This is a genomic window from Bartonella sp. AP57NXGY, assembly GCF_042195805.1.
Taxonomy (GTDB): domain Bacteria; phylum Pseudomonadota; class Alphaproteobacteria; order Rhizobiales; family Rhizobiaceae; genus Bartonella.
The window spans coordinates 11958-25243 of the sequence record NZ_JBHIOZ010000006.1 but is presented as its reverse complement, the minus strand read 5'-3'; the positions used below and the strand labels follow the sequence as shown (position 1 = coordinate 25243).

Annotated in this window: 10 protein-coding genes; 4 read left to right on the top strand and 6 right to left on the bottom strand. The window is 34.7% G+C overall.

Features of this window, described 5'->3' with window-relative positions:
- The first annotated feature begins 2068 nt into the window (after window positions 1–2068).
- Window positions 2069–2428, top strand: a complete 360-nt coding sequence (locus tag ACFIL8_RS01850; protein WP_375668457.1) for a hypothetical protein — start codon at window positions 2069–2071, stop codon at window positions 2426–2428.
- A gap of 543 nt (window positions 2429–2971) precedes the next feature.
- Entirely contained in the window at window positions 2972–3337 is a 366-nt protein-coding gene (locus tag ACFIL8_RS01845) for a response regulator (RefSeq protein WP_273724078.1), read from the top strand.
- Between the two features lie 311 nt (window positions 3338–3648).
- On the opposite strand, the gene rpsI is transcribed toward ACFIL8_RS01845, so the two are convergent.
- A complete protein-coding gene (gene rpsI, locus ACFIL8_RS01840; RefSeq protein ID WP_015856545.1) occupies window positions 3649–4134 on the bottom strand; it encodes a 30S ribosomal protein S9 in 486 nt (161 codons plus the stop codon).
- Between the two features lie 2 nt (window positions 4135–4136).
- Entirely contained in the window at window positions 4137–4601 is a 465-nt protein-coding gene (gene rplM, locus ACFIL8_RS01835) for a 50S ribosomal protein L13 (RefSeq protein ID WP_015856544.1), read from the bottom strand.
- Window positions 4602–4897: 296 nt separating this feature from the next.
- On the opposite strand from rplM, the gene recJ reads away from it, so the two are divergent.
- Window positions 4898–6682, top strand: a complete 1785-nt coding sequence (gene recJ, locus ACFIL8_RS01830; RefSeq protein WP_375688800.1) for a single-stranded-DNA-specific exonuclease RecJ — start codon at window positions 4898–4900, stop codon at window positions 6680–6682.
- Between the two features lie 17 nt (window positions 6683–6699).
- Here recJ and parE read toward each other — a convergent pair whose 3' ends face one another.
- The 4 genes from parE to ACFIL8_RS01810 all read right to left on the bottom strand — a co-directional run bounded on the left by parE (window position 6700) and on the right by ACFIL8_RS01810 (window position 11210).
- Entirely contained in the window at window positions 6700–8766 is a 2067-nt protein-coding gene (gene parE / locus ACFIL8_RS01825; protein ID WP_375688798.1) for a DNA topoisomerase IV subunit B, read from the bottom strand.
- 81 nt (window positions 8767–8847) lie between these two features.
- On the bottom strand, window positions 8848–9585 hold the full coding sequence (gene lipB / locus ACFIL8_RS01820; protein ID WP_375629025.1) for a lipoyl(octanoyl) transferase LipB: 738 nt from the start codon (window positions 9583–9585) through the stop codon (window positions 8848–8850).
- A gap of 147 nt (window positions 9586–9732) precedes the next feature.
- Window positions 9733–10584, bottom strand: a complete 852-nt coding sequence (locus ACFIL8_RS01815; RefSeq protein WP_375629027.1) for a TPM domain-containing protein — start codon at window positions 10582–10584, stop codon at window positions 9733–9735.
- Window positions 10584–11210 carry a LemA family protein gene (locus ACFIL8_RS01810; protein WP_375629028.1) on the bottom strand — a complete coding sequence of 209 codons (627 nt, stop codon included), beginning with the start codon at window positions 11208–11210 and terminating at the stop codon, window positions 10584–10586. The genes ACFIL8_RS01815 and ACFIL8_RS01810 overlap by 1 nt, the downstream gene beginning before the upstream one ends.
- 421 nt (window positions 11211–11631) lie before the next feature.
- On the opposite strand from ACFIL8_RS01810, the gene ACFIL8_RS01805 reads away from it, so the two are divergent.
- Complete coding sequence (locus ACFIL8_RS01805) at window positions 11632–12408, top strand: class I SAM-dependent methyltransferase (RefSeq protein WP_375632401.1); 777 nt, start codon at window positions 11632–11634, stop codon at window positions 12406–12408.
- The last annotated feature ends 878 nt before the right edge of the window (window positions 12409–13286 follow it).

Genomic DNA, 13286 nt, shown 5'->3' with positions numbered 1-13286 from the left:
TGTCAAAGATGGGTAATTTTTATATGTGCAGAATGTGGTTATTCGTGCGGATTTTGTTGGTGCATTCAATATATTATTACGTGGATGAGTTTTTGCTTAAACAATAAGAAAATTGACAGAATAAAGCTTTTAAGTTGCCCGATAGAAAGCTAAGAGCTTCGCCAAACAACATGATAGCAATTATCAAGACAACAATCACATAGAGATTTTTCAGCATGCTGAGCAGTCAAAATTCAGTTAATAATTGCTTGGAAATAAAAGGATTCACCAATCCAAGCAGGCAAAAACGATGGCAACGCAACTGAGTTCAATAACATAATTAAATATATTTCTTTGTTTTACTTGTTAACTAATGGAATTATACCTAATTTTATTGTGAATTTCTTATTTTATGTTATGATTTTATTTGATATAAAGATAATTATTATGTACTATTTTAGTGTTATTATAAATATTATTATTTAATTAAATATATACAATATAAACATAATATATTTATATTATTTTAAAAAGTAATTAAATAAGATATTATTTTTTAAAAAATTATTTTCTATTTTTTTAATATTAATAAGCTCATTTTTAAATTTTTCTTAACAATGATAAGAGAAAAATGGAGTTTTACATCCTCTTTACAATAAATAAAAATGATACTTTAATCTGGTTTTGCTCTCTAAGCTTAGAGCTATACAAATGTTATTGCTTATCATTAATAAAACTAATGTGATTGATGGCGTAGAGATTACAAAGGGCTAATTTTTTTTGCATGTAATTCATATCTTTTACAAGACTTTAAAAATAACACAGAAAAAATGAGAGAGGAAGGAATAGTGAACAAGAGTGATAAGCTTTTTCATTTTCTAGTGTTATGATTACTTTTGTATTTTACGGTTCATTCATTGTATGTATGATCAATTCCAAAATTTTTATTTTAAGCTTATAGTGAATCTATATTTTAGTCTGTTATTGAAGTGTTGTCGTGATTGAGATTACAATATCACAGTAGTGAACACTCTGATTTAATAGAGAAGATTGTTTGCTAGCAAATAATCTATCCATATCAACGTTATTTAAATTTTTTTCCAAAATATATATCTATGTTAATTTTCGTGATTGATATCTTTTCTAAGATGAAAAGGGGCATGAGCTGATTTGAATATCCATAAATTTTTCGTATTAACTCAAAAAATATACGATCACATCATTTTACGGCTATTCTAGATTATCATTTTGATAAACTGAATAAGTATAGCGATGCGTCTTACAAATATTTGCTAAAATGCTTTTATTGGACATTATTAAATTTTTATGATTCATATTTTTAATCATTTTATCTTGGTTAGAAAGAAGGTGTATTCATTTTTATTTCTCTATTTTATCTTAGAGTCGTGGAATTATATTAATGTTAGAAAGTTATAATTGTGGAAGACAATGAACTTTATTAAAATTATTCCACGTTCTTGTAGAAACGCATGGCTGTGAAATCGTTGAAATGTGTAATAGCTTATGGCATTAGATTTGGCGCATTCACCAAAGTTATCCCTTATCTTACCTAATTTAGCTTTTTCAATCAAAGAGTTAAGCTGGTGCTTACGCTAATTGTAGCTGGGGCAAATATTTTTTCTCAATCTATCCTAAGGAAAAATTATTTTATAAAAATATTTATTTTACTATATTATACAAAAAAATAAAAATATTATGTGTAACTAAAAAACAACATATTGATATTTTTATATATTATAAAATCATAATAATATTTATGATAATAAAGCTAAATTCATAATAAAAACAATAAAATAATTTTATTTTAATATATTTTTATCATTAAACTACATAATGTAAAGTACAAATAAAATAATTGACAATTATTAAATAAACATGTAACGGATATATTGTAAGTGTAATATAATATAAAAATAACAATTAAAATAAAATTATTAATTAAATTTTGTATTATATTTTTATTATCAGAAGATAAATATACTTTATCGATAGATAACGGAATGTTTTCTATTTAGAGGGGGCGGTAAAGAAAATTTATTTTACTAAATATTGTAATTAGGTGGTTATGATGAAAATATTCAAGCATTGTATAGTATGTTTTGTTGCAGTAGCGATTTTCTTTTCACAGATTTTAAGAGCCAATGCTGATTCTTTAAATGGCAGATTTCAAAATGCTGGTTTTATTTCTGTAATGACACAGGAAAATAGAGTTATTAAAGCTGTGGATATGATTATTAGCCAGTTTGGAGGACAAGGGGCTGAGAAAAATGTCCAAAAAGTTGCGGGTTTAATGGGGGTGGAGACAGCGATTTTTGGTCTCATCGCATATCTTGTATATTTCTTTACTAGAAAGCCGCCGAGTCCTAACAGAAAGACAGGTGGAAGAACATTCGATGCTTTTTCTCATAGTTCATGGGCTTTGAATTAAAAGATATTATCCTTGATAAACTTTGAATTATGCTGTTATTGAATGTTTTATATTAAATAAACCGTGATATTTAATCACGGTTTATTTATTTTTTTAATCTTAATGACCTTGATAAGTTTATCCTTTTATATCATTAAGATATTGTTTTGTGGATGCCAGTATATGGTGCATTAAATTCAGCTAATCAGTTGCTTTTTAAATTTACTTAAATTTTTTTCTCTTCAAAATGCGCATTTGAGCTAAGTTTGTGGTTGATATTTTTTTATGATGAAAACGCGAATGCATTAATTGAGATATCCATAAACTTTGTATATCAACTCAAAAAATACAAGGTCACACAATCTTACGACTATTTGTGGATTTTATGTTGATGAACTGAATAAGTATAGCGATGCGTCTTACAAATATTTGCAAAAATGCTTTTATTGGAATCTTTTAATCTCTTTGTGGTTTACAATTCATTTTATCATTTTATCTTAAGCAAAGAGAATGTGGATTCATTTCTATTTCTCTATTTTATCTGAGAAGGGTGGAGTTATACGAATGTCAAAAAAAGTCATGATCGTGGAAGATAATGAGCTTAATATGAAGTTATTTCGCGATCTTGTAGAAGCGAGTGGTTATGAAACCGTTGAAACACGTAATGGTCTTATGGCATTAGATTTGGCGCGTTCATCAATGCCATCTCTTATCCTTGTGGATATCCAGTTGCCAGAGGTCTCTGGAATAGATGTTATTAAACAATTAAAAGAAGATGAAGAACTTCGATCAATCCCCGTTGTTGCTGTAACAGCTTTTGCTATGAAAGGCGATGAGGAGCGAATTCGTGCCAGTGGATGTGAAGAATATATGTCAAAGCCTATTTCTGTCCCTCATTTTATTACAATGGTAAAGCATTTCTTGGACTAAAGCTTGTTAAGTGATGATAGAAAAAATATTGAAAAGCTTATAAGATTGCTAAAGTTGTCGCGTAAATATTTTTGTGCTTTAGCACGTCGATATATTACAAGTTAGTACAACAGATTTAAAAAATTGAAACTGAAGTTTTGAATTTTTTCGGTCTATTTTTCTTGCCTTTTATCTTAAGAGAAGAGGTTGTTTTGCATTCTTGTTTTTTCTAATCGGTATAGATTTGTTCCTACATTCATCTAAAAGTCTGTTTTAGCAGTTTAAAAAAGCCCCGTTTTTGTCCGAGGCTTTATGCATTGCAAAAATTGAAATTAACGCTTTGAGAATTGGAAAGAACGACGTGCTTTTGCTTTACCGTATTTTTTACGTTCAACAACACGACTATCACGGGTAAGAAACCCACCTTTTTTCAAGATTGAGCGAAGTTCTGGTTCGTAATAGGTTAAAGCTTTGGAAATGCCATGGCGCACTGCACCGGCTTGTCCAGAAAGACCACCGCCTGCAACGGTTGCAATAATATCAAACTGGGTATCCCTATTTGTTGCAACAATTGGTTGACGAAGAATCATTCTAAGAACAGGACGAGCAAAATATTTGTCAAATTCCTTATTGTTGATCGTGATTTTTCCAGAACCTGGTTTAATCCATACACGCGCAACAGCGTCTTTACGCTTTCCTGTTGCGTAAGCACGTCCTTGTGAATCAAGCTTCTGCACGTGAACAGGAACAACATTTTCATGTGTTTCTGTAATACTTGTTACTATGCTAAGCTCAGAAAGAGAATTAATTTCAGCCATAATCAAGCAATCCTTTTGTTTTTGCGGTTTAAAGCACCAACGTCAAGAGATTCAGGCTGTTGTGCTTCATGTGGATGTTGGCTTCCAGCGTAAACACGTAGATTCTTCAATTGACGGCGACCAAGAGGCCCTCGAGGAATCATGCGCTCTACTGCTTTTTCAATAACGCGTTCGGGAAAACGCCCCTCAAGAAGTTGACGTGCTGTACGTTGTTTGATTCCACCAATATAGCCGGTATGCCAATAATATTTTTTATCCGTATATTTTTTGCCAGTGAGAGCTATTTTATCTGCATTAATGACAATAACGTTGTCACCATCATCAACATGTGGAGTAAATGTAGCTTTATGTTTGCCACGTAAGCGGTTAGCAACAAATGTGGCAAGACGACCCAAAACAAGGTTTTCTGCGTCAATAATAACCCATTTTTTCACCACTTCAGTTGGCTTTTGTGAAAAAGTTGCCATAGAAGTATCCTTTATTAGAACCCTTTTAATATAAGGGAATTTTTACTGTTTTGCGTTGAAAATTGTTACCATAGCGAAATATTTAACGCATACTACTTGCTCTGATATAATGTCTTTTGATTGACGTCAAGAGAAAATAAAAACTTTATAAAACAATATGTTACAAGAAAGGTATTATAATACCCCATTAAAAGAAGTTTGTAGACCATTTAAACTTAAAATGAATGTTGCAAAAGACTATTTTATCTTTAACGCATGATTGTATTTTATCGTTCTTCATTATAAAATAAGAAATAATGCAGTGGTCTCGTTATTTTCTCAATGTTGAATCTTCTGCTTGTGGTCAAGCTTGGTTAGATGCCCTTGATGTTCAAGGGATAAATAACGCGCGCGCTATTTCTCAAAAATTTGGCTTTCCAGATCAGTTAGCTCGAGTACTTTCAGCAAGAGATGTGGATGAAGCTGAGGCTGTTGCTTTTATTAATCCAACATTGCGTACGCTTATGCCTGATCCAGAAAGTTTTAGGGATATGCAATGCGCTGCAGAGCGCATTGTTAAGGCTCTTCTCAATCAAGAACAGGTTGCTGTGTTTGGTGATTATGATGTTGATGGTGCTTGTTCATCGGCACTCATAGCACGTTTTTTTCGTTATTTTGGTATTGAAGTCAAAATTTATATTCCTGATCGTATTGTTGAAGGCTATGGTCCGAATGAACAAGCAATGAGGATGCTTGTGCAAGAAGGCGCTCGGTTAATTATCACTGTTGATTGTGGCGCAAACAGTCCTGATGCCGTAAAAGCAGCGAGGCTTGCTGGTGCTGATGTTGTGATTTTAGATCATCATCAAATGTCAGAGATTCATCAAGAAGCTGTTGCTCTTGTCAATCCTAATCGTCTTGATGATTTTTCTAAACAGGGGCATTTATGTGCAGCTGGTGTTGTTTTTGTTACGTTAGCTTGGGTTCATCATTTGCTGCGGAAAAAACAATTCCAAGGACCGCTGCCTGATCTTTTAAGTATGCTTGATCTTGTTGCATTGGCAACCATATGTGATGTCGTTCCATTACAGGGGGTTAACCGTGCTTTTGTGTTAAAAGGGCTTCAAGTTGCTCGTTCTATGCATAATCTAGGAATAACAGCTTTAACAAAGGTTGCACGAATAGGGGAGCCGCTTAATAGTTTTCATTTAGGCTTTTTATTAGGTCCTAGAATTAATGCAGGAGGGCGCATTGGTGATCAAGCTTTGGGAGCACGTTTGCTTAGCTGTGAGAATAAAGATGAAGCGGACAGAATAGCAGAACAATTAGATCGGCTTAATCAAGAACGCCAAGAAATGGAGAACATTCAATTAGCACAAGCGGAATCTTACATTTCTTCTCTTTATCAAGATCAAGAAATACCATTGTCACTTGTAATTTCTCATAAAGAATGGCATCCGGGAATTATTGGTATTCTTGCTTCCCGCCTTAAAGAGCGTTTTTTTTGCCCTGTTTTTGCTATTGCTTTGAAAGAAGATGGAAATGGCGTAGGGTCGGGACGCTCAATTAATGGTATAGATTTAGGAGCACTCGTTCGTGAAGCTGTTACATTAAATTTATTAGAAAAAGGAGGGGGACATAGTATGGCAGCAGGAATTACAATTCAATCAACAAAAATTGAAATTTTTCGAAAATGGCTAGAAGAAAAAGTTTCTTTAATGGTTTCACAGTTGCGTGCAAAAAAATCTCTTAGTATAGATGGTTCTCTTTCTGCTTCTGGTGTTAATGAAGCGCTGTTTGAATTGCTTGAAAAAGCAGGGCCATTTGGGGCAGGGAATGCAACACCTGTTTTTGTTCTTCCCTCTCATCGACTGGTGAATCTATCTGAAGTTGGTAAAGGACATCTTCGCCTCATTGTATCTAATGTTGAAGGAAAAAAACTACAAGGAATAGCTTTTCGTGCTGTAGGGACATCGCTAGGTGATTTTCTTTTTGAAAATATTGGTGAAATGATTCATTTAGCTGGTCATCTTAGTTTGAATTATTGGAATGGAACGATCAATCCGCAACTGCGCGTGATTGACGCAGCTGCAGTGGTTTGAAAGGGATATTTTTTATATTAGATGTCTAGATTAGAAGCAAAAGTAGAGTTTTCTTGTATGAAACGAAATCGTGCTTCTGGTTTTGTTCCCATGAGACTTTCTACAGTCTTTTTCGTTTCTTGTATTTCCACGGCATCAATAGAAACACGAAGCAATGTACGTTTTTGAGGATGCATAGTCGTTTCTTTAAGTTGTTCTGCGCGCATTTCACCCAGCCCTTTAAAACGCCCGATTTCGATTTTAGCTTTTCCAGTAAATTCAGTTTTGAGCAATTCATCCTTATGAATGTCGTCACGAGCATAAGCAACTTTTCCTCCTTGCGATATTCTATAAAGGGGAGGGACGGCAAGATATAAATGTCCCTGATGAATAAGGTCAGGCATTTCTTGAAAGAAGAAGGTAATGAGCAGTGACGCAATATGAGCACCATCAACATCAGCATCTGTCATGATGATAATACGTTCATATCTGAGATCTTTTTCACGATACTTGGAGCGTGTTCCACATCCAAGAGCAAGGATAAGATCGCTAATTGTTTGGCTTGAGTTCATTTTTTCATGTGCAGCACTGGCGACATTTAAGATTTTACCACGAAGAGGTAAAATTGCTTGGTTTGCTCTATTTCTTGCTTGTTTAGCAGATCCTCCTGCAGAATCCCCTTCAACAATGAATAGTTCAGCACCCAAAGCATGGTTCTGGCTACAATCTGCAAGTTTACCGGGCAGACGTAATTTACGGACAGCAGTTTTTCGACTTATTTCTCTATCTTGGCGTCGTCTAACACGTTCTTCAGCACGTTCGATAACCCAATCGAGAAGTTTTGTTGCTTCTTGTGGGGAATTTGCTAACCAATGATCAAAAGGATCGCGGATTGCATTCTCAACGATACGCTGTGCTTCAATGGTTGCTAATCGATCTTTTGTTTGTCCAACAAATTCAGGGTTACTGATAAAGACTGAAAGTATTGCGGCTGTTGAAATCATAATATCGTCAGACGTAATAATCGTTGCGCGCTTGTTTCCTATTAACTCAGCGTAGGATTTCAATCCACGCAAAAGAGCTTGACGTAATCCTATTTCATGTGTTCCGCCTTCTCCTGTAGGAATCGTATTGCAGTAAGATTGCACACAAGAATCACCACCATGCCAAGCGATAGCCCACTCAACGGAGCCATGGCCATTATTGTGTTGTGTTTTGCCAGAAAAAATTTCTGACGTTACTCGATATTCATCTTTTAGTGACGAAAGTAAATAGTCTTTAAGCCCATCGGGAAAATGAAAAACAGCTTTTTCAGGAATATTTTTTGCGCCTTCAAGTATGACGGGATCACAAGACCAGCGAATTTTTACGCCACCAAAAAGATAGGCTTTGGAGCATGTCATCTTATAGATTTTTTCTGGATCAAAAGCTGCTTTTTCACCAAAAATTTCATGATCAGGATGAAAACGAACGCGCGTACCACGACGATTATAAACATCTCCCAGATCTTCCAATCCAGATTGAGGAATACCACGTGAGAAACGTTGGCGGTAAAGTTTTCGTTCTCGTGCAACTTCAACTTCCATATCATCAGAAAGAGCATTGACGACAGAAATTCCTACTCCATGAAGTCCACCTGCAGTTTGATAAGCCTTTCCATCAAATTTTCCCCCTGAGTGGAGTTGTGTCATAATAACTTCAAGAGTCGATTTCTCAGGCATTTGAGGATGATTTTCAACAGGAATACCGCGTCCATTATCTGTAACGGTTATATAACCGTTCCTATCTAATGAGACCTCAATAGAATCTGCATAACCCGCAACAGCTTCATCCATCGCGTTATCAATAATTTCGGCAAATAAATGATGAAGCGCTTTACTGTCTGTTCCACCAATATACATTCCAGGGCGTAAACGTACCGGCTCTAAACCCTCAAGAACTCGAATAGAGAGGGCATTATAGTCATCTTCTTGCGTATCTTTTGCACTTTTTCTTGAAATCATCGCGTTTGATTTCATTGGAGACTGCAGAGTGTTTTCTTTTGTATTTACCCGAGATTGGGCTTTATTTAAAACACTAAAAAGATCCTTTTTGTTATCGCTCATAGCGTTTAACTATCCACCTCATAAAATCAAATATTTATTAAAATAATTTTATGCCTGTTTTTTATTTAAAAATCAATGCACTTAGGAAACATCGATTGTTGGACCAAAAATTTTTTCAAAAGCGTGTTTGAGAGCAATATCAATATCATGCATTGCTACAGGGCAACCTAGATCAAGAAAGCTTGTTACACCGTGGTTTGTAATTCCACAAGGAACAATTCCTGAATAATGGGCTAAATTAGGATTAACATTGATAGAAACTCCATGAAAACTTATCCATTTGCGCACTCGAATGCCAATAGCTGCAATTTTATCTTCGGAAGAAAGATCATTTTGTTTTGATGGGCAATGAGACTGTTTAACCCAGACACCAACGCGATCTTCTCTGCGTTCGCCTTTAATATTAAAGTTGGCAAGCATCTGTATGATCCATTCTTCTAATGCACTAATGAAAGCACGAATGTCTTGTTTCCGGCGTTTAAGATCAAGCATAATATAAGCAATACGCTGTCCTGGACCGTGATATGTAAATTCACCTCCACGTCCTGCTTCATAAACAGGGAATAAATTAGGCGCCAAAAGATCTTTTTTATTTGCACTCGTTCCCGCTGTATAAAGGGAAGGGTGTTCGAGAAGCCAAACTTGTTCATGCGCAGTTTTTGCAAGAATTTTTTCTACACGTTCTTGCATATAACGCAGAGCTTCAGGATACTCAATCAGATGATCGCTTATTTTCCATTCGACGGGTGGATTTTCTAGAATTGCATTAAAATGATGTGATAAGTGATTACGATCTGTATGTTTCAATTCACATGTCATGGGTAATATTTATCTTGATGTTTGAGTTTGTATTGTAATCAATAAAAGTGATTACAGAGTAAGGTATAGAATTGTTGAATAAAAGAGAATACGTTCATAAAATTTTATCTTAAGAAGATTTGCTACGCTTAAAAATCCACGTTCCTTTTACCATCTTCCTGTTGCACCACCACCACCTGATGATCCACCACCACCCCTAAATCCCCCTCCACCTCGAGGACCACCGAACCTTCCACCAGGATATCTGCCACCGGCACTTAAGTTAAGAAACCAAGGTGTGAAGATGATCCCCAGCCAGAGATACTTTTGTGGACCCACTTTTTTACCAAAAATCATTGCAAGAATGGGCAAACCAACGACTATAAAGAGAATGAGAAACATAATTGCATTGATTACCATTTCTTCTTTTTCAGCTTGTTTACGTTGTTCTTCAACGATTTTAGCTTTTTCTTTGATGCGAAAAGTAAAATCAGAATCACTTTCTGTAATAACTTTGATAATTGTATCAACTGCTTCAGCAATTCCTTTTTGATAATTTCCTTCGCGAAAATTAGGAATCATGAAGCTATTAATAATGACGGAGGAAAGAGCATCTGTTAGCTCTCCTTCCAAACCATATCCAACTTCGATACGTGCTGTGCGTTCATTCGGTGCAATGACCAGTAATACACCATTATTGATCTTCTTTTGGCCTAATCCCCATGTACGAAAAAGAGAATTGCTGTACGTTTCTATATCGTTGCCCGAAAGAGTAGGGAGTGTTACAAGAACAATTTGATCTCCCGTTTTCTCTTCGAGTGCTGCCAGTTTTTTTGTCAAGTCTTCCTTGGTTGCATTATCGAGCAAATGAGCCACATCATTAACATAACCTGTTAAATGAGGAAATTTTATTTGCGAACAAGCGATACTTCCCAATGCAGCAACTAAATACAGAGAGCAGATAAAAGCCCATAATTTTGGAAATACAATACGTTGCAAAGAGTATCGAAATGATTTCATTAATTAAAATTAACCTTTGGTGTTTGTTGGCTATCAGTATCGATGGTAAAAGTTGGCATAGGTTTAGCATCACGAAACCATAATTTTGCCCAAATCATCGTCGGCATTGTTTTGAGTGCAGTATTGTAGGCACGTACTGTTTCAATATAATCGCGGCGCGCAACGGAAATACGGTTTTCTGTTCCTTCTAATTGTGATTGAAGAGCAAGAAAGTTTTGGTTTGCTTTAAGATCCGGATAGTTTTCAACAACAGCCATAAGTCGCGAAAGTGCACTTGATAAATTTGCTTGATTTTTGAGATATTGCTGCATAACTTCTGGATTATTCAACATATCTGCATTAATGTTGACTTGTGTTGCTTTAGCACGTGCTTCAATTACATTTGTGAAAACACTTTGTTCATGAGCTGCGTAAGCTTTAACTGTTTCTACAAGATTGGGGATGAGATCTATACGACGTTGATATTGATTGAGCACTTCACTCCATGCTGCATGTGCTTTTTCTTCATTTGTTGGTATCGTATTAAATCCGCACCCACTTAAAAATGGCACTAACCATGCCAAAAGAATCACGATTGGAAATTTTTTTAATATTTTAAACATTGAAGAAGTTTGTACATTTAACATAAAGATGTCTCCACAGATATTTTATGTATTATATAGGGTTTATTTTCTTGGTGGAAAGTATTTTGAACTTTATAAACAGGCGTATTTATCAATAAATTGATATCTCTCTGCGTTTTAGGTACGCTTAAGTGACTTGTTGATGTTAAAATAATAATAGTAATATAGATGTCATCTTATAAAAGATCAATAATATTTATATCAATTATTATTACAGAAAAATATATTATTTTCGTAGGAGTTTTGGGTTTCGCAACGTGCAGATAACAATTGGAAAAGAGAAAAATGTAAGTATCAATCTTATGGAAAGATAGAAGGTCAGGGCAGTTCTTATTTTCCTCCTTTAGAAGTTATGTTTAATACATTGGATAAAAAGGCTTTTTTATTATGTATGGTAGTAATTGAGAAGGAGGGTGAAAGTCCTATGATAGAAAGTGTTCAGCGGCAAAGTGAAAAGTTTGATGGATTGGCTAATGATTATGATCGTTATCGTCCTCGCTATCCCCTTACTTTATTTAAAACCATGCTCCATCCTTTTAAGAACAAAAAGCATTTGTCCATTGTGGATGTGGGTGCTGGGACAGGCATCGCATTAGAGGGAATTGTTAAATTTTTAGGAAATGAGCACCAATATCATGCTATCGATGTATCGGCAGATATGATTAAGCAGGGGCGAAAAAAATTTCCTACGGTGCAGTGGTATCAGGGCCGTGCCGAAGACCTATTGCCTCAAATTGGCGAGGTTGATCTTGTCATTGCAGCGCAAGCGTTTCAGTGGATGGATCGTCCCAAGTTGCTTTGTTCTGTTTCAGATCAACTTCGAGTCAATGGTGTCATGGCGGTTATTCAAAATAATCGTGATTTCAAGCATAGCGAATTTCTAGAGGCTTATGAGACATTGTTAGAGAAAATGAGTCCGAATTATTCCCGTTATTATCGTAATTTTGATTTTTTACAGGAAATGACTGATGGCTTTGGGGTAGATCCAGAAAAGATTTTTTTTCATACGCACAATTGGACGATGATGATCCCATCTGAAGCTTTTATTGGAATGAGCCGCTCTTCAACGCAAGCGCAACGCGCTATTGCTTGCTATGGGGAAGAATATTTGCGGCAATTGGTCGCATTGATAAAGAAATATGAAGTGCAAGGCAATTTGGAGCTTTTGTATCGAAGTGAGCTCTATATGTATGCAGGATAATCCGATATCGATGATTGCTTTTGCTCTTTTAGCACATCAGAGTGGGCGGTATTCAGGAAATTAACGCCTTATTAAGGCAGACTTTGAGGGCGAAAGTTTTTTTCTTCAGCATTCACATTGACATCTTATTACCGCTGATTTTCATTGTTCACTTGATATGAGAGAGTTTAAATAGAAAATTTATGCAGTGCATTATAGTATCGAAGCGCTTTTTTTACTGCAGTTTAACAACAGATTATTTTATAAAATAAGAAGAGGTAGATTGAATAGAAATATTTGATAATTCTTTGTTTTTATGATTGTTTTTTGTTATTAAATGAGAGTGTTTTTAATAAATTTTGACAAAAACAACTGAAAAAGTACAAAAAATTATCATAATCAGAAATTTGTAGTAAAAAAGGTAATGGCTTGGAAGCACCTTTAAAAAACAACTCATTTTGAAATTATCTCTAAATTCAGATTCAATATAACAAAAAAGTAAAATATAAATATGCTATATGAAGCATTTCTCTGTTTAAAAGATATAATATAAAACAATATATTAATTATTTTTTTTGATATAAGAAAACTTCTTTTATTTTCTATTTTAAATAACGGGTTAGGCCGATTCTTATGTGGTTTTATTGAAGATGTGTTTTTCAAGGTTTAATCTGGCGCTTTAAATACAATTTTAGAAGTCGCAAATAAGCTCAATTTCTTCTCTGTTGTGATGTGTTGAATAAGTTTTTTAATTTTCTATAGAGTTTGATTTTTGCAATCATGATAGATTGTGACAGCTATCTATTTAAGGTTTTTATAAGTTTAGTAAGAATAGCTTGATAATAAATCCATTGATTTTTTCATCTTTACGCTTCATAAAAGAATAAGCCTGCACCATC

Excerpts from the sequence above, each read along its gene's own strand:
- ACFIL8_RS01850 (WP_375668457.1), top strand. The coding sequence starts at position 2,069 with ATGAAAATATTCAAGCATTGTATAGTATGTTTTGTTGCAGTAGCGATT.
- recJ (WP_375688800.1), top strand. The coding sequence starts at position 4,898 with ATGCAGTGGTCTCGTTATTTTCTCAATGTTGAATCTTCTGCTTGTGGT.
- ACFIL8_RS01845 (WP_273724078.1), top strand. The coding sequence starts at position 2,972 with ATGTCAAAAAAAGTCATGATCGTGGAAGATAATGAGCTTAATATGAAG.
- rplM (WP_015856544.1), bottom strand. The coding sequence starts at position 4,601 with ATGGCAACTTTTTCACAAAAGCCAACTGAAGTGGTGAAAAAATGGGTT.
- parE (WP_375688798.1), bottom strand. The coding sequence starts at position 8,766 with ATGAGCGATAACAAAAAGGATCTTTTTAGTGTTTTAAATAAAGCCCAA.
- lipB (WP_375629025.1), bottom strand. The coding sequence starts at position 9,585 with ATGACATGTGAATTGAAACATACAGATCGTAATCACTTATCACATCAT.
- ACFIL8_RS01805 (WP_375632401.1), top strand. The coding sequence starts at position 11,632 with ATGATAGAAAGTGTTCAGCGGCAAAGTGAAAAGTTTGATGGATTGGCT.
- ACFIL8_RS01815 (WP_375629027.1), bottom strand. The coding sequence starts at position 10,584 with ATGAAATCATTTCGATACTCTTTGCAACGTATTGTATTTCCAAAATTA.
- rpsI (WP_015856545.1), bottom strand. The coding sequence starts at position 4,134 with ATGGCTGAAATTAATTCTCTTTCTGAGCTTAGCATAGTAACAAGTATT.
- ACFIL8_RS01810 (WP_375629028.1), bottom strand. The coding sequence starts at position 11,210 with ATGTTAAATGTACAAACTTCTTCAATGTTTAAAATATTAAAAAAATTT.